At 63.2% G+C, this 22,787-nt stretch carries 16 protein-coding genes; 7 read left to right on the plus strand and 9 right to left on the minus strand.

The features are described from left to right. Positions 1–259: 259 nt before the first annotated feature. The 5 genes from N4264_RS13875 to N4264_RS13895 all read right to left on the minus strand — a co-directional run bounded on the left by N4264_RS13875 (position 260) and on the right by N4264_RS13895 (position 4,489). Positions 260–1,243, minus strand: coding sequence for an IS5 family transposase (locus N4264_RS13875; protein ID WP_261692799.1), 984 nt, complete (start codon positions 1,241–1,243; stop codon positions 260–262). 69 nt (positions 1,244–1,312) lie between these two features. After that, positions 1,313–2,920 carry an IS66 family transposase gene (gene tnpC / locus N4264_RS13880; RefSeq protein ID WP_261692848.1) on the minus strand — a complete coding sequence of 536 codons (1,608 nt, stop codon included), beginning with the start codon at positions 2,918–2,920 and terminating at the stop codon, positions 1,313–1,315. 2 nt (positions 2,921–2,922) lie between these two features. Continuing rightward, a complete protein-coding gene (gene tnpB / locus N4264_RS13885) occupies positions 2,923–3,309 on the minus strand; it encodes an IS66 family insertion sequence element accessory protein TnpB (RefSeq protein WP_261692849.1) in 387 nt (128 codons plus the stop codon). Next, a complete protein-coding gene (gene tnpA, locus N4264_RS13890; protein WP_261692850.1) occupies positions 3,309–3,632 on the minus strand; it encodes an IS66 family insertion sequence element accessory protein TnpA in 324 nt (107 codons plus the stop codon). The genes tnpB and tnpA overlap by 1 nt, the downstream gene beginning before the upstream one ends. A gap of 83 nt (positions 3,633–3,715) precedes the next feature. Next, a complete protein-coding gene (locus tag N4264_RS13895) occupies positions 3,716–4,489 on the minus strand; it encodes a response regulator transcription factor (RefSeq protein WP_261692851.1) in 774 nt (257 codons plus the stop codon). A 392-nt stretch (positions 4,490–4,881) separates the two neighbouring features. Between N4264_RS13895 and N4264_RS13900 the strand changes: the two genes are divergently transcribed. The 5 genes from N4264_RS13900 (at position 4,882) to N4264_RS13920 (ending at position 16,810) form a co-directional block, all read left to right on the plus strand. Further along, positions 4,882–9,051 carry a PKD domain-containing protein gene (locus N4264_RS13900; RefSeq protein ID WP_261692852.1) on the plus strand — a complete coding sequence of 1,390 codons (4,170 nt, stop codon included), beginning with the start codon at positions 4,882–4,884 and terminating at the stop codon, positions 9,049–9,051. Between the two features lie 448 nt (positions 9,052–9,499). Continuing rightward, on the plus strand, positions 9,500–11,227 hold the full coding sequence (locus tag N4264_RS13905; RefSeq protein WP_261692853.1) for a proprotein convertase P-domain-containing protein: 1,728 nt from the start codon (positions 9,500–9,502) through the stop codon (positions 11,225–11,227). Positions 11,228–11,503: 276 nt separating this feature from the next. Continuing rightward, positions 11,504–13,492, plus strand: coding sequence for a DUF3103 family protein (locus tag N4264_RS13910; protein WP_261692854.1), 1,989 nt, complete (start codon positions 11,504–11,506; stop codon positions 13,490–13,492). Positions 13,493–13,705: 213 nt separating this feature from the next. After that, positions 13,706–14,275, plus strand: a complete 570-nt coding sequence (locus tag N4264_RS13915) for an ECF-type sigma factor (protein ID WP_261692855.1) — start codon at positions 13,706–13,708, stop codon at positions 14,273–14,275. Positions 14,276–14,287: 12 nt separating this feature from the next. Beyond that, positions 14,288–16,810, plus strand: coding sequence for a serine/threonine protein kinase (locus N4264_RS13920; RefSeq protein WP_261692856.1), 2,523 nt, complete (start codon positions 14,288–14,290; stop codon positions 16,808–16,810). Between the two features lie 115 nt (positions 16,811–16,925). On the opposite strand, the gene N4264_RS13925 is transcribed toward N4264_RS13920, so the two are convergent. Next, the gene (locus N4264_RS13925; RefSeq protein WP_261692857.1) at positions 16,926–18,305 is read right to left on the minus strand and encodes a hypothetical protein; all 1,380 of its coding nucleotides are present in this window, start codon (positions 18,303–18,305) and stop codon (positions 16,926–16,928) included. Between the two features lie 227 nt (positions 18,306–18,532). Between N4264_RS13925 and N4264_RS13930 the strand changes: the two genes are divergently transcribed. After that, positions 18,533–19,069, plus strand: coding sequence for a hypothetical protein (locus tag N4264_RS13930; protein WP_261692858.1), 537 nt, complete (start codon positions 18,533–18,535; stop codon positions 19,067–19,069). 165 nt (positions 19,070–19,234) lie between these two features. Here N4264_RS13930 and N4264_RS13935 read toward each other — a convergent pair whose 3' ends face one another. Both N4264_RS13935 and N4264_RS13940 read right to left on the minus strand, forming a co-directional pair. Beyond that, a complete protein-coding gene (locus N4264_RS13935; protein WP_425508272.1) occupies positions 19,235–20,122 on the minus strand; it encodes a DMT family transporter in 888 nt (295 codons plus the stop codon). 145 nt (positions 20,123–20,267) lie between these two features. After that, positions 20,268–21,383 carry a DUF2891 domain-containing protein gene (locus N4264_RS13940; RefSeq protein ID WP_261692859.1) on the minus strand — a complete coding sequence of 372 codons (1,116 nt, stop codon included), beginning with the start codon at positions 21,381–21,383 and terminating at the stop codon, positions 20,268–20,270. Positions 21,384–21,588: 205 nt separating this feature from the next. Between N4264_RS13940 and N4264_RS13945 the strand changes: the two genes are divergently transcribed. Next, the gene (locus N4264_RS13945) at positions 21,589–21,834 is read left to right on the plus strand and encodes a hypothetical protein (protein WP_261692860.1); all 246 of its coding nucleotides are present in this window, start codon (positions 21,589–21,591) and stop codon (positions 21,832–21,834) included. 30 nt (positions 21,835–21,864) lie between these two features. Here the strand turns inward: N4264_RS13945 and lepB are convergent, their stop codons facing one another. Then, entirely contained in the window at positions 21,865–22,521 is a 657-nt protein-coding gene (gene lepB / locus N4264_RS13950) for a signal peptidase I (protein ID WP_261692861.1), read from the minus strand. Between the last annotated feature and the right edge of the window lie 266 nt (positions 22,522–22,787).

Raw genomic sequence — 22,787 nt, forward strand, 5'->3', positions numbered from 1 at the left:
TCTGTAGGTTGATGCGATCTGCAGAAATGGGTGGAGACGATGCCGAGCACGGTGCCGGCACCGTCGATCAGCGGTGTGGATTGAACGGCATGGACGCCGGCATCCAACAGCACCTGCTGTGTAACCGTTAAGGAAAGTCTGAACAAGCCTCGAAAACTGCTTGTCTGAAGACTCGGTCGCATGCCGGTGGTGATGAAAATCGGTTCAGAGCGAACGAGATTGCTTTGCAAAGGCTGCAAATAGCAGCCTTTTTAACGCGCTATGCCACCTTCGGACGCAACTCGCCCGTCATCGCCAGCAATCGCTTTCGCGCCATCCACAGATTCGATAGCGCGAACAGCGTCAGGATCTGCGCCGTGTTCTTCGCCAGTCCCTTGAAGCGCACCTTCACGTAGCCGAACTGACGCTTCACGACACGGAACGGGTGCTCCACGCGCGCGCGAATACTCGCCTTGCGCTTCTCCGCTTTCTCGATCGCACGCTTCTGGCGTCCTTCCGGCATTGCCTTCACGCTGCTGCGTCGACGAGCAATCTGCCAGTCCAATCCTCGGCGCGACGAATGCTTGTCCGCGCCCGTGTAACCGGCATCGGCATAGACCACGCTTTCCTTGCCGTGCAGCAGATACTCCGCTTCATTCACATCCGCTTCGTTCGCTGCGGTTGTCGTCACCGTGTGCACCAGTCCGGAGTCGACATCCACGCCAATGTGCGCCTTCATGCCGAAGAACCACTCATTCCCCTTCTTCGTCTGATGCATCTCCGGATCTCGTTCACCTCCGGCGTTCTTCGTCGAGCTCGGTGCTGCGATGATCGTGGCGTCCACCATCGTTCCGCGCTTGAGCATCAGCCCTTTGCGCGACAGATAGCCGTTCACTCGAGCCAGAATCTCGGCACCCAGCTCGTAGGTTTCCAGCAACCTCCGGAAATTGAGAATCGTCGTCTCGTCCGGGATCGGCTTCGTCAACGATAGGCTCGCGAACTGGCGCATCGACGCGATCTCGTACAGCGCTTCTTCCATCGCCGGGTCGCTCAGCCCGAACCAGTTCTGCATCAGATGAATCTTCAGCATCACCTTCAGCGGATACGGTCGCCGCCCATTGCCAGCCTTCGGATACACCGGCTCGATCAAGTTCAGCAGGATCGTCCAGGGAATAACCTGCTCCATCTCTGCCAGAAACACCTCGCGGCGGGTCCGTTTGCGCTTGCTCGCATACTCGGAGTCGCCGAAGCTCATCTGGTCCATGCGCGTGCCTTTGTGTGGGAGGGTACTATCTCAACACAATCGGGTCGGACTTGTTCAGACCTTCCTTAACTACCGGACGTACTTGCCACCTTCCCGCTGCAGCGTGTAGAGGATGGATCGAAGCGGGGCGTCAGCGAAGTGCTGTTTCCAAAGTCTGGGCGTGAGCTCATGAACGCGTGAAGCGGGATGTTGGCCGACGCGCTGTAGGACGTCGACGAGGTAGGTGTAAGGATCGATGCCGTGTAGCTGGCAGGTAACGATCAGGCTCTGCACGATGCCGACGTGCTTGGCGCCCAGCTCTGTCCAACAGAAGAGCCAATTGCGGCGTCCCATGGGGATGGGCCGCAAGCTGCGTTCGAGATGATTGGTGTCGATCGGTACATCGGGATCGGTCAGGTAGACCGACAGCGCGACACGCCGTTCCCAGGCATAACTGAGTGCCTTGGTGAAGGGATTGCTGGGTAATAGGTCTGGTCGTCGTCGTTGTTGTTCGACCCAGTCAAAGAACCACTCGATCCGGGGTTTGCTGTGCGTGGCGCGGAAGTTCTGTTTGTCTTCGGCGGCAAGATTTCGATCGCGTATGTCTTGCTCGATTTCGTAGAGCGCGCCGATCAGCTCCAGCGCTTGTGCGGTGCCCTCGGGGTCGCTGCTCTGCGCGTCAAAGAACTCACGACGGCAGTGCGCCCAGCATTGGGCATGCGTGACGCCGGTTTGCTGCGCGTAGCGCGCATAGGCGGCGTAGCCGTCGGACACCAGCACGGCGTTGTCGCGCTGATGCAGACCCAGCGTTTGGGCGACCACGGTGTGCGCTCGTGTAGTGGCGAATGGGAAGCACACCTCGTCCTTGTCGCCGTATACCGGCCAGAAGTAGCCGGTTTTCATCTTGCCCTTGCCGGCCTGTCCGGCCTTGATCGGCGTCTCGTCCATCGCGATCACGCGACTGTCGCGGATCGAGGTCAGCTGCGCCTCATAGATCGGATACAGCAACGCACAGATCTGCTGACTGAGCTGGTTGAGCCAAGGGCGGCTCACGGTAATGCCGGCATCGCCCAGTTGCTGGTGTTGGCGATAGAACGGCAGGTGGTAGCGGAATTTGTTGACCAAGAGGCCCGCGCAAAAGCTCACATCGGCGCGGCTGCCCTCGAGCACGCCGGAAGGCGCGGGCGCGCACAACAGTTCACCCGTATCGCGTTGCTTGTACACCGGCCGCACGTATTTGATCACCACAAAGCTGGCCGGCTGCTGCGCCACCCGGAAGCTCTCTTTGTCGCCGATGTGCTCATACGCATCCGGCGCGAGCGCATCCATCCGCGGTGTGGTGACGACCACCGTATACATCGGTACACGTGATTCGTCGAAGAACGGTACGCTCTCGCTCTGCGCCGCATCGGTACGCGGTTTGCTCCGAACATGGGCAGGCACAACCTGTGACGACGCCGGCAATGACGCAATCTTTGCCGGATCGATCAGCATCGCATCAAGCGCCATCTGCGCCGGGTTGTCGATCAAACGGCGCTCACTTTTCTGGCCAAATATCTGGCGCTTGAGCCAGTCCAATTCGTTCGCCAGCGTGTCGATCCGATTCGTCAGTGTGCCAGCCAGATCGACCACCTGCTGCGGGCTCATTTGAGCCGCTTCAGACAGTGTCAATGTCGCTGCTGGCGAAGGACGTTTCATGGTCATAGCGTACGCGATTGTGTACACGATGTATCGGCATTCCCGCGCTGCAAAACGTAGCGTTTGCGCCTAGACGTATTCGCTACATCGATCCCTTCAAGCAACAGCTTCAACGCCGTCCAGTCCATCTCGCGCGATCGCACCTTGCGCCAATCACGGATGAAACAACCGCGCTCCAACCGCTTGCTCCACACGCACCAACCGCTGCGGTCGAAGTACAGCACTTTCGTCTGCGTACCACGCCGGTTCACGAAGACGAACAGCTGTCCGCTCAGCGGATCACAGCGCAGATCGGAACGCACCAAAGCGCTCAATCCGTCGAACGACTTGCGCATGTCCGCCGGATGGCCATACAGCTGCACGCGGATCTGGCCTTCCGGAAAGAACATCAGCCGCGCACCACGTGAATCACCAGGCCACCGCCCAGATCCAGCCGGATCTCCGTGCGAAGACTCGCTCCCGAAATCGGCGACGATGCGGCACTGGCACCTACCACACCCAAATCCACGAAAGGCGACTTACGCGATGAAGCCGCCGGCGCCAAACGCGAATCGACCAGCAAGCCACGCCACCGATACACACTGGCCGCACTGATCCCTTCGCGCTCGCAGAACGCCGCGACCGAAAGATCGCTGCGCTCCAATCGCGACAACACCTCTCGCCACTGCGATTCGCTGCGTCGAATCCGAATACCTGCCGCCTTGCTCGCCATACCTCATCTCCACTCGTCTCGACACCCGTCGTGTCGGCGCCCATTTTCGGGGCTTCGCGCGAGAGGGGAAGGACGCCGGGGAGTTAACGCTTACCCTGCTGTGAGGCAGATCCGGAGAAGATGGGGCTGATTGCCACTTCATCGACGACGATACATTTCCCCGCCTGCATCGCTTTCGCGCACGCGGACGCGTCGTCGGCGCCGACGGTACGGAAGAAGTCGAGGAACGGTGCCTCAAGCCCCTTGTGTGCGGCGATTGTCAGAATGCCTGACGTGCGGTCCAGGATCTGGAGGTTGCCCTTGTCAGCGCCGGTCAGTGCAATGGCGGCTGCGACAATCTCGTCCAGGCAGTGCTGTACGTTGTTGCCGGCCTGTACACAGCGTGTGGCGACCTCGTACAGCCAGTTCATCGCCTGCAGATCGGCCGAGATCAGCGCTTCGTGCTCACGGCGCAATCGCGACATCTTCACGTGGACGTTGACGCGCGCGAGCAGTTCCTGGGGCGAGAAGGGCTTGATCAGATAGTCGTCCGCGCCGGCCTGCAGCCCATCGAGCAGGGCGTTCTCGCTTACGCGGCCGGATACCAGGATCAGCGGTACTGTGCGCGTCCGTGGGTCAGCGCGCAGAGCCATAAGAAGCCCGAAGCCGTCCAAGTTTGGCATGACCACGTCGGCGAGAACGAGCTCGGGAACCTGTCGGCGCGCTGCCGCCAGCGCGGCCTCGCCATCCTCGACGGCCTCGACGGCATAGGGCGGGGATAACAACCGGGTGACATGCGCCCGCATACCGGGGTCATCTTCGGCCCACACGATACGCACAGGCTTGGGATGTGCCGCCAAGAACGACTCGTCACCCATCGTTCTTTCCCGTTGTGAGCGGTACCCGCTTCGAGAGCGGGGGCACCACGCGTACACCATTGCCGGGCCCAACGATCGCCATCGGTCGCACCATCCCTCTGCATCGCCGTCTTGCCTCGGCCAATCCTGGCCCGGTTCCGTTCTACCATAGCACGCAAAAGCGCAAAAAAGCATTGTGAAAAAAGAGCGGAGGATCTGGTTGAGATGGTGTGACGGCTGGCGGTCGCGTTCGGACCACACCCTTCGTAGCGTTCACTTCCAGTGCAGGGCCTGCACGCCGGCCGCCGCGTGCTGGCGGGAAACGGTCCAGTAGCCGGCGCGATGTCGCAATCGGGTGTATTTTCCGTATCCAGTTCCGAGCGCTCGAAAGAGCCTGGACCAGGGGATGCACGATGAACCGGTATTTCCGCACCGCACAAGCCATCCTGGCGGGGATGTGGCTGACGGCGCTTGCCCAGGCGCAGACGACCACCCAGTGGCCAACCGGGATCGGGTTTCCCAATATTGCCCGCACGGAGGGCGAGCTCATCGCTCCGCGTTTTGCCGGGCAGGATGGCCGCATGGCCATCCTGGCCTGGCATAACGGCGTGCTCGTGTCGGTACCGGAGGCGCCGGACAGTGCCCAGGGCTCGAATTTGCAGGTTCGACTGTGGAGCCTGATGAACCCGGCAGCGCCGCTGCGCATCGTCAACGCACCGGCGGACGCCAACGGTTCCCTGGGTCTGACGCCGATGCCGATCAATGCGCATGGCTATCTCTACCTCGGCCAGAACATGGAAACCGGGGCGGCCGGCCCGTTTCTCGTGATCGGCGCCGATTGGCCGCCATCGGCGCCCTGGAGCCTGCGGGCGCAGAACGGCGTTCCGGGGGTGACGCGGGAGGTGTCGGGCACGCTCGGGGCCGGCGTGCGCGGCGACCTGTTCCAGCCCTGGTTCGTCGGTGACACCTGGTGGAGCTACAACCCCATCAGCGGCAACGCCACGCTGCGTTTTGGCGGCAATCAGTTCAACCCCGGCAGCCAGCTCCTGGCGACGTTTGATCACCTGGGCACCACGGGCGTTATCGGGCATCCCTTCATCCTGGGAAACCGGCTGTTCTTCGCCTCCGACATGACGCGCACGGGAATCGCCAGCTACGACATCAGCAACCCCGCCAATCCCGTGCTTCTGGATGTCCTCAAGACGGGTGGTGCCGGGGGCTACTGGCCGGAAGTCTGGGGCAACGATGGTGAGCTGTACTTCGTGTTTCCCTACAACAACGAAGGCAATGGCGTGCGGATCGTGGATGCGACCGATCCGGGCGATATGCGTTTTGTCGCGGATATTCCACTACCGCGGCCCAATGGCAGCGCGGGTGCCATGTACGCCCAGTTCCAGGATGAGTTCGCCTTCATCGGGGAGCACAAGATCGACCTTCGCACCCGGCAATCCGTGCGGCAGTTCGAGACGATCACCAACGATGTCGAGATGACCCAGTTTGCGTTGCCAATCGGCAACCTGCTGGTGACGGGCGGATCGGGCGGGGCGCACCAGGGCATCGCGATCTTTGCGCATCAGGCTGCGCCGGATACGCGTCCGCCGAGCGTGGCATTTCACATTCCGCGCGCCGGGCAGACGAATTACCCGGTTGGCGCGCCAATCAGTCTCATCATCCACGAGACACTTGACACCCTGAGCATCGTCAACGGAACGAACCTGCTGCTCCGTCGCGTGCTGGGACCGGGCAGCTACGGGCCCGCGCTGCCGGGACGCTGGGTGCTCAGTTTCGACGACATCCTGACGTACACACCGGATCAGCCGTTGCAGGTCGATACGACGTACGAGTTCAGCCTCTCGGGCATCCGCGATGCCGCGGGCAATGTCATGACGCCGTATGCCTTCACGTTCTCCACGGGTACGAATCTTGGCGGAAATCATCCACCGCAGATCAATGCGCTCGATGCGACACCCTATGCCGTCGCACCTGCCGCCACGGTGAGTTTTGCCGGTGTCGCGCTGGATCCTGACGGCGATTCGCTGGAATACCGCTACGACTTTGGTGACGGAACGCCAAAGACCGCGTGGGGAAGCACTGCCAACGCGGATCACGTCTACGCCGCATCCGGTCACTACCGGGCGACGCTGCAGGCGCGCGACAGTTCCGGCGTCGTTGCCAGCCGAACGGTCACCGTGACTGTACTGACGCCGGTCGCCGCGACGGTGCCGACGCAGAGCGCACCGTTGACCTGTCATGGGCCCAGCCGGCGTGTGTGGGCCGTCAATCCGGACAGCGATACGGTCAGTGCAGTAAATGCCGACACCTTGGCGAAGGTGGCGGAATACGCGACCTGTGCTGATCCGCGCAGTATTGCACGCACACCGCAAGGGCATCTGTGGGTAACCTGCCATGACGCCGACCGCGTCCGCGTGCTGAACGAAGACACGGGAAGTACCGTTGCGGAGATCGACACGGGCTACGGCAGCGCGCCGTTCGCCGTGGCGCTGACGCCGTCCGGTACGACCGCTTTCGTCTCGCTGTTTGGAAAGGGAGTCGTACGTCGCTACGACACCGCCACCCGGCAGATGACCGGTGAGCGGACGCTGGGCCCCGGTACGCGGGCGCTGGCTGTTTCCGCCGATGGCGCCAGTGTATTCGTGACGCGATTGCTGTCGCCCTTGCACCACGCGGAGACTTGGCGCGTCGATGCGTCGACGATGACGGTGACTGATACGCTGCGCATTCCGAAGTTCGGCAATGACGCCAATCGCGATACGCCTGCCTCGGGCCGCGGCGTTGCGAATACGCTGACCGGCATCGCGCTGTCGCCGCGGACGGGGCGCGCCTACGTCACGGCGAACAAACCGAACAGCGAGCGCGGATTGCTGATTCATCCGAGCCAGGATCTCGACCAGGACAACACGGTGCGCAACCTGCTCGTCGAGCTGGATCCGGCGGCGGCGAATCCCGCCAGCCGTTTCCGGCGAGGTATCGACCTGGATAACAGCGATTCCGCCAGTGCGGTGGCTTTCTCGCCATTGGCCGATTACCTGTTCGTTACGCTGCAGGGCCTCAATGAAGTTCTGGTGCTCGATGCCTTGGCGCTCGACGCCAGCACGGGCCTTGGCGCATTGGTGACGCGTCTGGGTGTGGGTGCTGCGCCCCAGGGACTGTGTCTGGATGCGGCAACTGAGCGCATTTTTGTGCAGAACTTCCTCGGGCGCTCGCTGAGCGTCATCGACGCTGCCGGACTTCTGCGTCGTGGTGAACTCCAGCTGCCGACGACGGAAGTCGACGTGGTGACGACGGAATTGTTGTCGCCGGCCGTGCTGTCGGGAAAAACCCACTTTTACAACGCCACCGACCCACGCATGAGCTCCGAGGGCTATCTTTCCTGCGCGACCTGCCACCTGGACGGCGCGGAAGACGGACGCGTGTGGGACTTCACCGGCCGCGGCGAAGGCCTGCGCAATACGGTCACATTGCAGGGGCGCAGCGGTACGGCGCACGGCAACGTGCACTGGTCCGCCAACTTCGATGAAATCCAGGATTTCGAAAACGACATCCGGCAGTTCTTCGGCGGTAGCGGCTTCATGAGCGATACCGACTACGCACAGACGCAGGCGCCGCTGGGCGCTGCCAAGGCGGGGCGCAGCGTGGCGCTGGACAACCTGGCCGCCTACGTCGCATCGCTGGGCGTGGCGACGTTACCCCGCAGCCCGCACCGACCGGCGGACGGAAGCTACAGTGCGGCTGCCGTCGCCGGCGAACTGATCTTTGCCCGCGAAGGCTGCACGGCGTGCCACGCGTCGCCCCGCTATACAGATAGCACCGTCGGGGCGGGCACGCTGCGACAGGTCGGCACGATCCGCGCGACATCCGGCACGCGACTGGGTCAGCCCCTGACGGGCATTGATACTCCCGGCTTGCGTGGGGTCTGGGCAACGGCGCCGTATTTCCACGATGGCTCGGCTGCAACACTGGATGACGTATTCCGTGTGACGCGCGGCTCGATACTACCGGCGGAAGCCGCGCAGTTGGCGGGAGGGGCCAGCCTCCAGTCCGGCTTCGGCGTCGCGCTGAACAACGACGACAGCGCCCGTGGGCGAGCTTACGCCCAGGTCGAGGGCGCGGGAGAGACAATCACCTTCACCGGCGTGAACGGTGGGGCAGGAGGTACCGGTGCCATCGAGATCCGGTACAGCAATTCCCGCGCGGGTGCGCAGACACAGGCGCTGGCGGTGCGCGTGAATGGACAGTTGCTGCCTGGCCTGGCGCTGCCCGCGAGCAACAACGATCCGAGCTGGCGGGCGACAAACTGGAACGTCTATCGCATCGAGAACGTGCCTCTGACCGCCAGCGCGACCAATACGATTGAACTGTCGACAACCAACTGGTACGTCTCCGTCGACGAGATTCTCGTCGCAACCGCCAACGACCTTGCCATGGCTCTACCGCATCGGCGCGTGCAGTCGCTGCCTGCCGGCGAACGCGATGCACTCATTGCGTTCCTGCGTGAGCTGGATGGCAGCCCGACGCCAGTCGGCGCGGATACGCTGTTCGCCAGCGGCTTCGAACCGCTGTAGCACGGCGCTGTGGCGCCGTTCCGCCGCGCGTTTGCGACCACACCTCATAGGTCGCAGTTGCCCGTCACGGAAGCCGCGTAGCGTGCGGTCACCGCAGGTGACCGCACGATCGGGCCTCACCGATTGCGGAACCGTTGCCGCGTGCAGTCGCATGCGCGACCACACATTACGAAATGCGTGACGTAGCGTGTGGTCACCGCAGGTGACCGCACGACCAGGCCTCACTGATCGCGAAACCCCTCCACCGCGCAGGACGCGGTGTCCGCAATTGGCGGGTAAAAGTAGACCCATCCACATCGTGAAATTCTTCGGCGGGCCCATGTCGTTTCCGCCGCGACGCGGCGTAACTAGTGCTTGAGGATGTCTGAAGCGTTCCGTCGCTCGCATTCGCAGCGTTCGGGACCGGCATCCCTCGCCATTACACACTACCCCTTGAAAGGAATTGATCATGATTTCTCGCAATCGAGGCCGTCTCCCGCTGGCTCTCGCGATCGCTGGCATTGTTGCTTCGTTCCCGGGCGTCGCGACCAGTGCTACAGCGGACGCAGCGCTGAGCGATGCGCTGGTCACCGAAAAGCTCTACGTGCTGCCAGCGCCCGATACCTCAAAGATGGACACGGCCGACGGCGCCAAAGGAAAACCCTTCCAATACGGCGTCGTGATTCCCCAGAAGATCGACGCGCTCGCACGTTCGCTGGGCACCTGGGAAGATCTGGGCAAGAAGGACGCCCGCTGGCGCTGGACGGTGGCATCGCCCGGGGCACAGGCGTTGGAATTCCAGTTCTCCCGCCTGCGCCTGCCCAAGGGCGCCGTCCTGACGCTGCGCGGTGCCGACGATTCCGCCGTGCGCACCATTACGGCCGACGACCTTGCCAATCCGTACTTCCGCACGGCATACGTGCCGGGCGAACGCGTGACCTTGCAGCTGGATGTCACGCAGGATGCCCGCTACTTCGTCGAAATGGCGCTCGAATCCGTGACCCACGCGTATCGACTTCCGTTCGGCCAGGAAGGAATGGCCATCCGCTCCGCGTCCTGCAACGTCGATGTGGCCTGCACTTCCGGCAACCAGACACAGAACCAGATCGCCTCCGTCGGTCACTACACCTTCCTCGACGGCGGCCTGAGCTACGTCTGCACTGGCACGCTGATGGCCAATACCAGCATGGACGGGCGGCCCTTTTTCCTGACGGCCAATCACTGCCTGGAGCAGGAAGTTGTCGCCGATACGGTCGTCGTGTACTGGAACTACGAGAGCGCGACCTGCCGCGTGCCCGGATCGGCGGCCAGCGGCACGGCGCTCGGAAAGATCTATGCGACGCACACGCAGTCCGGCGCGACCCTGCGCGCCACCTACGGACCGACGGACTTCACCCTGCTGGAACTGGACACCGATGCGCCCAGAAACGCACTGCCGTTCTTTGCCGGCTGGGATCGTAGCGCCGGCATGCCTACCTCGACGTACACCATTCATCATCCTAATGGGGATGAGAAGCGCATCTCGCGTGACTACAACGCGCCGGCGCCCTCGGGCTACTACCTCGCCGCCAACGTCGGCAGCAGCCATATCCGTGTCGCTGACTGGGATTCCGGTACCACCGAAGGCGGTTCCTCCGGTGCGCCCTTGTTCAATCCGTCGGGACGGGTTATCGGCCAGCTGCATGGCGGCAATGCGGCCTGTGGCAACAACTCGCCGGACTGGTTCGGTCGCCTGGCTGAATCGTGGATTGGTGGCGGTAATGCCGGCAGCCGTCTGCGGGACTGGCTGGATCCGATCAATTCCAATGTGCTCAGTATGTCCGGGCATCACGGCGGCACGAAATACCAGAACACGACCGACACCGGCATTCCCGACAACAACACGCCGGTTGACGTGACCATCAATGTGCCGGCCGTCGGAAATGCGGGCAACGTCGGTCCGAACAGCAGTATCCGTGTCCGCATCCAGCACACCTATATCGGCGACCTGGAAGTGAAGCTGATCGCGCCGGACGGCGACACCTACCTGCTGCGCAACCTGGCCGGCGGATCCAGCGACAACCTGCACGAGATCTACCTGAAGAACCTGAGTGGCTCGCCGAAGGCCGGTGCGTGGAAGTTGCGCGTGACGGACAAGTCGCCGGGCGACAGCGGTTGGGTCGACTACTTCGGGCTCGGCGGCACCGGATGGAACTGAGCCGCTGCGGATGACGTAGCCCGGGTTGGCCCGCAGGGTTCACCCGGGTGAAATCGCGACCTTGAAAACGCGGCGCAGAAGCACGCAGGGCTGGCAATGCGCTGCACAGTGGGCCAGCTCAAGCAGGTGCGCCTTTTTTCTGGCGCTGCGCCCCCTGCAGATCTTTTTTGACGACGCATGTCGTCAGCGCATCGAAAGTCCGTAACACCTTATCAGCCGACGCATCGCACCTTCGTTCATCGGCTCTACCCCTATCAAAATACCCTGGAGATTCCCGTGAAACGCAACACCTGTTCCCTGGCCATGGCCGTCATGGCCATCGCCATCGTCACCTCGGGAGCCGTTCTTCCCGGCATTGCCCACGCCGCGGAAAAAGCGGCAATCGGGTTTGCCGAACCAGCCGACGGCGCGCGCATGGCCAAGGCGCAGAAGACTGCCAATGCCTTGCGCACTGCGTCGGCGTCTGTTCGCAACGCACTCTACAACGCGATCACCGCACGTGGCGGCCGGCTGGCCTATTCGGAAATGCCGCTGGCGGCTCCCATTCCGGCCCTTTCAGACACCCATGATGCTCAGACAAAGATGCAGCTTGAGCTGCTCAAGCGCGACGGCGATCCCGTAGCCGTGCTCTACACCTCCGACGACGATGACGATGTTGGCACTGTTTACCACGGCTACTCTGTCAGCACCGGAGCATCGTTGACCCGCACCTACAACGAGGTGAACTTCAGCCGCAGCTCCTACCTGATCGTCGATGACCACAGCGAAATCCAGCTGAGCGAACTGGTCGCCGAAGCCAACGCAGAAGTGCAGACCCAGCTGACCGCCTTCCGTCACACCGGATCAATCGGCGCGCTGCGTTGGGGTGGAAAGCCTGGCGCGCTCCGAATGGAAGCCGAGCCCGGTTCACGTGATTCGGCCACGTCCATTGCACCGGTGCCCAGCGCCGCTGCGACCAACGGATCCAGGACCTGGCTGACGTCCGTGCTGCACAGCATCCGTGCGGATGAAGAGGTAAAGGCTGCAGGTGACGCGGAGATCTACGCCATCGTCGTGGGCTACTCCTACGAGGGTGAACCGCTGATGGAGGTCATCCAGATGCCGTATTTCGACCGCCGCTATACCACCTACACGCCGGACCAGGTGATGGTGCAATGGGGCATCCGGGAGAATGGCGTGGTCGACTGGGACCGTGCGCCGTGGTTCGAAATGATCATCATGGAATACGACCGCAAGGAGAGCTTCCAGGAAGTCATCCAGATTGCGCTGGAAAAGGTCACGGAAGTCGCCGTGGCCGCAGGTGGAAATCCCGTGATCGGAATGGCCGGCGCCGCGGCCTCGGCCATTGTCGGGGCCATACCCGATTATGTCTTCCGCGGCGAGGACGACTACCTCGATTCGTTTCATCTCCTGCAGTACAACACGCCGTTCAAGGGGCGGGGTGCCGCCAACAATATCCACATTGACCTTGTTCCCCACGAGATGACGTTCAACACCGGCACCGTCTTTGCCGACCTCTCCGTCAAGCAGATTGTGGCCTCGGGCGGCAGCTTCTATCCGTACCAGAAACTGCCCGCTACGGTCTCCGTCACCAACGAAGGCGTGCTGCCGTCGGCGAGCTGGTCGGCGAAGTTCTACCTGGTGCCGGCCCTGGGCGGTACGCCGGTCCACATTGCGACGGGTACTGCCGGCAGCCTGAATCACAACCAGGTGTTCAACCAGCACGTCGATCTGCCGCTCAACAATGCGGCCGTTACGCCGGGCGCGTACCGCCTGCGCGTGGATATTGAAACCGATGGCGACGTGCAGCCCACCAACAACTCCAGGACGACCACCTGGTCTGCGCTGATCCATGTGAAGGCGGCGCCGGGGCCGGGGGACCTGATCTGGGCCAAACCGGATCTCAAGGCGACCTACATCGTCGGGGTGCAGGGCGACTATGACACCAGCGACACAGTGGAAACCTGGTTCGGCTTCAACAATATCGGCGGCGGCGTGGGCGATTTTGACGTGCACTTCTGGGCCGTGCACCAGTCGACCGGCGTGGTGAAGTACCTGGCCAAGGGGCAGAGCGGCGGACTCACCGCGGGCCAGAGCTACGCCGGCATCGTCGACCTGCCGTTGACGGGCCTTGCGCCGGGCCAGCACAAGCTGGTGATGCAGATAGCCGGCGTGCAGGGTGAGGGCTGGACGAACAACAACATCGTGCCTTCCCTGGGCACGATCAGCGTACGGGCAGACCTGACCGGCGAACTGGGCAATTGACGTCGCCCTCTGCGTGAAACGGATGGCCAAGAGCTTGCGTGGCAGGCTCTTGGCCTTCGTCGTTGGAACCGGACGTGGCTGGCTGTTTCGCAAAGGTTGCGCGTAAGATCGGGCGGCGTGTGTCCGGGGTAGGGCACGGGAGGACGCCGTCGATCGGGCTCCGCGCCTCCCCGCACCGCGAGCGGCCAATGACGGACCAGGGGAGGGCGCCACGTGGACAGCGAAACGTTCGAGGAGAATCTGGGTGCCATCACGCAGATGCTCAACGGCGACTCGGGCGGCAAAGGGGCCATCGACCAGGTCTTCCCGCTGGTTTACCAGGAACTCAAGGCCATTGCCCACCGCCTGCTGGCACGCGGCGGGTCATCCACGGTCACCCCTACCGTGCTGGTGCACGAGCTGTATTCCAAGCTCAATGCGAGCGAACAGCTGAGCGTCGAGGGAAAACGCCACTTTTTCTCCCTGTGCGCGCGGGTCATGAAACAGATCATCGTCGACTACGTTCGCCAGAAGGCGGCCGATAAGCGCAGTTCTCCGGGTGTTCGCGTTGAACTGGGCGATGTGGACGCGATGGAGCTGGGAGCGCCGGAGAACGTGCTCGCCATCGAAGTGGCCCTGAAGGTGCTGGAATCGCGGGACCAGCGCCTGGCCCAGATCATCGAGTACCGGGTCTTTGGCGGACTGGAACTGGAGCAGATTGCAGAGCTCTACGGCGTCACGTTGCGGCAGATACAGCGCGAATGGGTGAGGGCGCGGATCTGGCTGACCGATAGCCTGGTCTGAGCGCCGCCCCGGATGTCGTTTCCGCGGCGCGGCCGCGTATTGGATGTCATCACGCCGTTGCCGCCACGACGGCATGGCATCCCCGTCCGGGAACACGTCGGCCGATCTGCCAGGAGATTACGCACTATGAATGGAACCGCGTCAGATCCGGAGGATTGGGCCAAGCTCGACCAGTTGCTCAGCCACGCCATCGACCTGGAGGAGAGCGATCGCGTCGTCTGGCTGCGTGATCTGCGGCGGGATGATCCCGTGGTTGCCGCCCGTATCGAACGACTCCTGGCCCTGGCCGACACGGGTAGTGTGCTGGATGTACTGATGTCCCAGCCCATGCTCGAAGGGGCATTGGCGCAATTCACGGACGTGAGCAGCGGGACGCGTTTCGGCAGCTGGGTCATTCAGCGTCACCTGGGCGTTGGCGGCATGGCCGAGGTTTACCTGGCGCGGCGCGGCCTGGAGGAGGGTGAGCAGTTCGCTGCCCTGAAGCTGATCGCCACCGGCATGGCGCGCCCTGATGCCTTCGGCAAGTTCATCCGCGAGGCGGCGATCCTGTCGCAGCTCAACGATCCGCGTATTGCCCGTCTCATTGACACCGGCCGTGCGGAGGACGGGCGGCCGTGGCTGGCGATGGAATATGTGGACGGTGATCCGCTCGACGTCGGTTGTGACCGTCGCGGCCTTGGCGTCCGCGAGCGCGTCGGATTGCTGATCGAAGTGGCCTTGGCTGTCGACCACGCGCATCGGCATCTGGTGGTCCATCGCGATATCAAGCCGGCCAACGTACTGCTGTGTGCTGACGGAAACGCGATCCGTCTGCTGGATTTCGGTATTGCCAAAGTGCTGGCGCATACCGACCAGGACCCGGCCAGCGCGACCCGGGTCTTCACGCCACATTTCGCCAGCCCCGAGCAGCTGTCGGGTGCGCCAGTGGGGATCGCCAGTGATGTTTACCAGCTTGGCGTGCTGACCTATCTGCTGCTGACCGGAACGCGACCGTTCCGGGCCGTGGACCAGAACCCGGCGGCGTTAGTGGCGGCCATGCAGGAAGGGGCCGTTCCGCCGAGTGTCGCTGTCCTGGCAAATCCCGAACGGCAGCTGGCGCGTACGGGTGTCCGTGCGGAACGCGTGTCGGCCATCCTGGAGGGTGATCTCGACACGATTGTGCGCAAGGCGATGGCCGGCGAGCCGGAACGGCGTTACCTGAGCGCGCGCGACCTGGCAGAAGACCTGATCCGCTGGTGTAACGCAGAAGCCATTGCTGCGCGACCCGATGCCTGGTACCGCGCGACAAAACGGATCCGCAGACACTGGGCCATTGTCACCGCTGCGGCGCTGGTCCTGACCTTGGTCGTCGCGTATGCCTTGACGGTGACGTGGCAACGCGAAGCGTTGCAAGTGGAGCGGGACGCCGCACGCAAGGCTCTGGCCCGCGCCGAGATGACGCGTCGATTCCTGATGCGCGTCATTGGAACGGCCAACCCTGTTGGCGCTCAATCCGGTACACGGAATATCAAGGAAGCATTGATCGAGGCAACCGATGCCGTGGAGACGGAATTTCGCGGCCAGCCGGAAGTCGCTGCCGAGGCCTATGCGGAACTTGGGCAGACATTCCAGGGAATGGAAGATCCGGTGAATGCCGAGCGGGCGTTCCGACGGGCCCTGGATAGCGTGCCGGCCGGTGCGGCGCCCGATGCGCGCACGGTCAGTCTGCTGGCCATTGCCCTGGCCGACCTGGGCCGCGTGGACGACGGCAAGGTATTGATCGACCAGAACCGCGAGCGTATCGCCTTGCATTTCGGAGAGGCCTCCAACGAGCACGTGCTCGCGCTCTACGCCACCGCGCGCGTGGGCAAGGCCTTGCTGAAAAGCGCATCCGACAAGACCGCGCTTGAAGCGGAAATCATCGCAGCGCTCCAGCGTGCACTGGCGCTGCACAACACCTTGCATCCGCCGGCGGCCAACGGGTTGGACCATGAGGTGGACGGCGTGCGGTCTGATATCGAGAGTGCCATCGGTGAGGCGCTGCTGCGCGCTGGAAAGATGGAGGAGGCGGTGGTGTATCTGCGTCGCCACTACGGATTGCAGCTACGCATGCATGGCCCCGCGGCGGCGCGGACGTTGAGTGCCCGCATGAATCTCGCCACGACCTTGCAAAAGCTGGAGAAGTACGCCGAATCCGGCGCACTGCTGGCCGGCCTGGTGGAGGCCATGCGGCGCGCCTACGGCAGTGAACCCAACCGGATGGTCGCATTCGCGCTCGGTGCACTCGGCAATCAGGCGCGACTGACCGGCGCGCATGCGGACGCTGCCGGATACTGGGCCAGCGCCGAAGCCGAAGCGGCGGGCGCGATGGGGGCCGATCACCCGTGGCTGGGCACCGCGCGGTTCCGCCAAGCAGAAGCGCTGGCATTGGACGGGCGACGCGAGGAAGCCATTGCGATGCTGGAAGAGCTCACCCGGCGGCAAGGCAGAACCGATGACCTGGTCACGCGGGCCAGTGCCTTGCTGGCGAGTACGCGTGAAGGCGGCGCTCGGTAGATGCCACTGCCGCGCTTCCGCTAAGCGCGCCGAGACCGCTCTTGAATTCGTAGCGTGTGGTCGCCGCAGGGGACCGCACGGCCGGGCCCTGCAGATCACCGCATGCCGTCGGTCTTTAATCGAAATCGTCCGCAAATAGATAGTTGCTGGCGATGCGTCCTACGAGGTAATCCGTGTCCAACGCGTCCGTGCAGTTCGCACTGACGTCCCCCACGAATACCGGTTTTCCCATCCAGACAGTCATCCGCGCGAAGCTCTGGCGCGACTGCTGCGTGGGACATTCTGCGTGACGGTATTGCGCCGTGCCTGCGCCTGTTGGTGTAAACGCGCCTTCGACGCGATCGCGCATGGGTGTTTCGCCGATGGCTGCCATGGCGAAGTAGACGCCGACGTCCGGCTGGTTGAGCGCGGCAGCCACTGCGGCGCCATACATCACCCTGCCTCCTGGAAGAACAGTGACTCCCTGACGGCCGTAATGCGTGCTGACGGTCGCTGCGGATTCGGCCAGCATGGGATATGGCAAAGGCAGCACGGTGCGGCCACCCGGGCGGAAGACGACCAGGGCAGGGTGAACAACATTGCCAGGTGGCAGGATCATCGCCGGGGCGACGAAAACCCCGGGACGGACCGAGCGGCCAGGTCCCACCAGTACGTTACCGGTCCCGGGCAGTGGGGCATCTACCGGCGCGGACTCCCACGCGAGGCTGGCGTAGTTCAGGCCCGCGCGGAACGGCACCATGCGCGTCTCGCCCGCGACTGTCTGAAGTCCTTCGCCGTAGATCCAGATGCGGCCGTCCGTGCCGACCTCACCGCCGCTCGCCGCTGACGTCGAGGGATGATCGAGCACTGCCACGGATGCGATCACGCCGGTGGCGGTGATGCGCGCGGCAAACGCACGGTCACTCGACCCGGTCGTGCTCAGCCGGACACGCCCGGTAACGAGGATATCGCCGTTCGACAGCATGTTCAGCCCCAGCGGCTGCTCGTCCGAGAGCGTGCCTGCCTGGTATGCATCGAGGTCGAGCATGACGACGCCGTCTTCGCTGAAGCCTGGATCCAGCTGCCCGTCGCTTCTGCTGATCCGGAAAATCTGGATGTTCTGGTCTGCTCCCGGGGAAAGCCGGTGTGATCGGGCCACGACCAGATTGCCATCCGACTGGCATAGCCCCGGTGGCTGGTCGGCGTCGATTCGCTTCAACAGGAACGATGCCTTGCCCTGCGAACCGAACGACGTATCGTAACTGCCGTCGGCCCTGACACGGGCCGTTACGATGCGCTCGCGCTGCGACGCTTCGCCCACCACCGTCAACGTGTCGCCCGCGGACGGACAGGCCACGATGGCCGCGTCCGCCAGCCCGCTGTTGTTGACGGGTAGAAAGCCGTAGTGCGCCATGCCGCCAGCGCCGAAGGTCGGGTCGACGGGGCCCTCATGGGCTAACAGCGCGGGGCTCGCGCAGGCAAGAAGGGCTGCAGTGAACCAGGTCGGGAAACGCATGGAGGACGTCCTGTACAGGGGTACAGAACGCAGTACGCAAGGTGGCTGCGTTTCCTCCGGACGTGGCGGGAGGGCGCGCCAACGGTGGGCGAAGCTCAGCGCGCACAGTGGTAGCGGGGCGCAGGTAAGAAACTGAGCGTGTTGACCCCGATCGTCCGCACTTCTCCCGCCAACCGGAGCGGTGATTACGTCGTTTTCACGTTGGCGACGAGTGATCAGGAGTTGGAATGAAACGTGCTATTGCAGTTGTCTTGAGTCTTGCCATTTCTATGGCCGTGCAGGCTGCTCAGCCACTCGTCTTTACGACGGAAGACAGCCCTACGGATCGCAAGACAGTCACCATCCAGGGCGACGTTGTGACGTCGGTGCGTACGAAGGATGGTGCGCGTGAGACGACGCAGTTTATTCGTTCTGCGGACCAGTTCATCATCACCCGTACGGATGCTGCCTCGGTATCAACCACTGTCATCGATCTTGCCGTTGCAGACGCGATTGCTGAAACGGGTCCGCATGCGTCGGTGGACACACTGGGCAAGAAAGCGGCACCGGACACTTTGAAACTGGTTTCGGGCCACCCGCGTGCTGACGGCAGTGGTTGTGTTCGTCTGCGGATGCAAGTGATCTCTGCTGCCAACGATATGGCCTTGTCATGCGGTGGAACCAGTCCAGGCAATCAAGCCAATTGCAATGCCGCGATCCAGCGGTATCTTGCGGCAACCTCGTCGCTGGCTAGTGCGGGCAGCAGTCCGGGCGGGCGCGATTGAGGTCAGCGTATTGCGGTGACCCGGCGGGTGAGCTGGCTATCTCACCCGCTACCGGATTTGCGCCATGCGGTCTAACCGGATCCAACTTTCGTCGGTCAGGCAAGCGATGGCACTCGGGGTGATATTCGAGTTGGCATTGCCACGAGCGCGGCGGTTGGCAATCAGCTATCGCCGCGCTCTGCCGCTCGCCAGGAGTGGCTGTACCAACACAGCGCCAACAATGATCGTCACACCCACGTAGAACCGCAGGTCCAGTTCGCGCTGCTCGCCGAACAGAAGCGCGGCAAGCCCGATCGCATACACCGGCTCCAGATTGATTGCCAGCTGCGTGGTGAAGGTGCTGAGGTGGCGCAACGCCACCAGCGACAAGGTGAACGGCAGCAGGGTGCAGCCAAAGGCCAGCACGCCCAGCCACAACGTATCGTGCAGGCCCGGCAGCGGGAACAGGGCGCCGGTGTGGGGCAATAGCGGTGCCAATAGCGTCAGCAGCACGGTACCTGCCCCCAGTTCGATGCCGGTAACCGTCAGCGCGTCTGCCTCATTCACGAAGCGCTTGTTCAAGGCGGCGAAGATCGCGACCAGCACCGCTGACAGCACGCCGACAAACAGTCCTTTGTGCATATGACCCGGCATACCGCCGACCACCAGTGCGACACCGGGCACGACAGCCATTCCCAGCAGCAGCTCGCGCAGATCGAATGCGCGCCGCGCGATCCAGGGCTCAACCAGTGCGAGGAAGACCGGGCTCAGTGCAACACAGGTGACCGCCACCGAGGCATTGGCCAGCTTGATCGCCCCGTAGAAGGTCAGCCAGTGCAAGGCGACGACGGCTCCGATACCACTATAGATGGCCACAAGACGGCCCGGCAGAACGCGCAGGTTGCGCCAGACGCGGGGAACGAGCAGCAGTGCCAGCGTCACCACGAGCATTCGCCACCACACCAGTGCGATCGCCGGCAAGGTGATGAGCTTTCCCAGGATAGCGGTGAAGCCCCACAGCATCACGCAGAAGTGGATCTGCAGCAGGGCTTTGTTATGGGATGAGAGCGCCACGACGAGGTGATTCCGAGCGATTGTGCATTGCAAGCGTGATTTCGTCATTGCGCGTCAGCGTGATGTGCGCGCAGAGTCCTTCATCGAACCCGCACGGGTCGACGTCTTCCCACGGTGGGCGTGTGCCAAGGAATAAGTAGTCCATCTACTGGACGCCCGCCCGGCTGGTCAGGTACACCGCAAACGTCCCCAGCCAGTGTCCGCCCTCGTAGTGTTCGCCGGTCACTGCCGGCAATGCGGTGTCGCGGTGGAGTGCAGCAGCTGATCGCAGTGCGGCTACGCGCTTGTCCTTCGGTTTCAGCCCGTGCGCGATTCCTTCCAGCATCCACGCACGGCTGAGATTGAGCCCGTCGATGTGGGCAAGCTTCGGATCCGTGCGATCCGTGACGACGCCGGGGTCCAACCACTGTGCGCTGTGCTTCGTCGGGATTTGCGGCAGGAACTCCGTGAGCCACTTCGCGTAGTCGTCGGGCGCCAGCACGCGCCGCATGAAATCCGCCTCCGCCAGGCACGGCGAGAGAAAATCCTGGCCGGCGGGCTCGTAGGCGAGGGGGCAGTTTCGATTGTCGCGGTAGAAGCGCCCGGCGGTCGTACGCAGCAGTGATGTCATTTCGGCATCGCCGGCGACGCGGGCCCAATCCCAGATCAGTCCGAAGGAGAATGCGGTCTGGTCGTGCTCGCCGGTACGGATGGCGTAGTGCAGTACGGGCAGCCACGTTCTGATCCTGGAGGCGGCCAGCGTCTCAAGCGGAGCGAGTGCACCAGTCCACTGCCGGGCCTGCGGATCGTTCCAGCTGCGCAATTCTGCCGACAGCTGCAGCACCCAGGCGAGTCCATAGGGGCGTTCGAACGAGGCGCGCTTGGGATGGCCGAGATACTCAACTTCCCGGGCGATGTTCTCCGGCGTGAAGCTTGCCGCCAGCGCCGCGCGCGCATCGGCGGCGAATGAGGCATTGGGGAACAGGCGAAGGAGTCGTACCAGCAACCAGTGGCCGTGCACAGCGGAATGCCAGTCGTAGCAGCCATAGAAGGCAGGCGTCAGCAGGCGCGGCGGACGCACATCGGCGTCGCTCTGCATCACGTGCGAGATCTTGTTGGGATATTCCTGGTGAAGACAGCTGAGGGCGAGCTGGGCGAAACGGGTTGCGGCGGCTTCCTGGAGTGTTTCCCCGGCCGTGGTGCGCGCGAGCTGCGTCGCTATCGCGATGCCGGGCAGGGCCAGAGCGACGCAAAGCAGGTATGTGGCCAGCCATCGACGCATGGGATCGCTCCGGAGTTCAAGCAGGACATCCGCAATATGCACGGTGCACGGGGTGTTTCCCAGCCAGAGCAAGCCGGTGCCGGATCGTGCGTCGCAGCATGCGACGGGGCGGGGGCTTGTGCTAGCGTTGAATTGGAACGATCTAAATGCGTCGCCCAGTCTTTCGGATCGCGCAGTACGTCAGTAATCGATAGGGTGGATGGCGATGATCTATTCCGACGGAAACGTGGTAATCCTCGGTGACGAAGTCTTGCTGCGTGCCACCAACCGCGGCGTGGTCGTCGCAGTCATTGACGAGGGCGAGTTTTCCTTCGCGTTTAGACAGTCCGAATGGATGTACCTGCAGAAAGGCGTGCTGATCGACTTTCCCGCATTGGGCCTGATGCATTTTGAGGACTTTGACCCGGACCTGCAGTTGCTCGCCCGGGCAGGCGCCCGCGGCGAGCATTAGGAACCCGGCAACCCGCACCTTGGACAGTGTCTACAACGTCCGTAACAGGCGGTCCTTGCGTGGCAGATAGTAGTTGTCGGGATTGAATGACGCTGCCACACGGCGCGTCCGTCCGACGATCTCATCGCGCGGCACCGGACCTATGACTCGGCTGTCCGCACTGTTGTCGCGGTTGTCTCCCATCATGAAATAGTGGCCGGACGGCAGGGTGACCGGACCAAAGTTGGCATAGCGGCTCGCGCTGCGTCGATCGAGCCGGATGCGGTGCGACACCCCGGCGACCGTTTCGGTCGCGTACTGCCCATCGGGCGTCTCCGAATAGTCCGAGTACTGTGCAGGCTGACCATTGACGAAAAGCCGGTTGTCGACGAGCTGGATCGTGTCGCCGGGCCGCCCGACGACGCGCTTGACCAGGCGCGTCTTCGCGATGGCCGAGTCGAAGGTGACGATGTCGCCGCGCTCCGGGTCGCCGAACCGGTGCAGACTCCAGTGCGTCAGTGGAACGTTGAGATCAAAGGCCATCTTGTCGACCAGGATGCGGTCACCGGGGACGATCGTCGGCAGCATCGATCCTGTCGGAACGCTGTTCCAGTCCGCCAATGAGCTGCGGAACACCACCATCAGCAACAGGAAGAGCACGAAACTGCGATTGCGACGCCAGGTTTCCGCCAGTTTTCTTGAGCGCATGGGTGTGGCAGCCCGCAGGATGAGGGAGTTGCCAAAGAAGACGCCAAGGCCGGGGAAGTTCGCGGCGCGTTCCGGCGATGCGGCGAGATGTGCGCGGGTCGGGGTGGGCCGTTCCTGGTCGGGTGATCGGGCACGCGATTGCCGGCTTGATGCGAAGCTTCCCGACTTGCCGCACGAAATCGAACAGGTCGAGACAGTGACCAGTCATCCTCCCGGCTTTGTCGGCACTGAAACCGTGCGTTTCGTGCGGGCCTGAAGACCTCGGC

It is taken from the genome of Tahibacter amnicola, assembly GCF_025398735.1.
GTDB lineage: Bacteria > Pseudomonadota > Gammaproteobacteria > Xanthomonadales > Rhodanobacteraceae > Tahibacter > Tahibacter amnicola.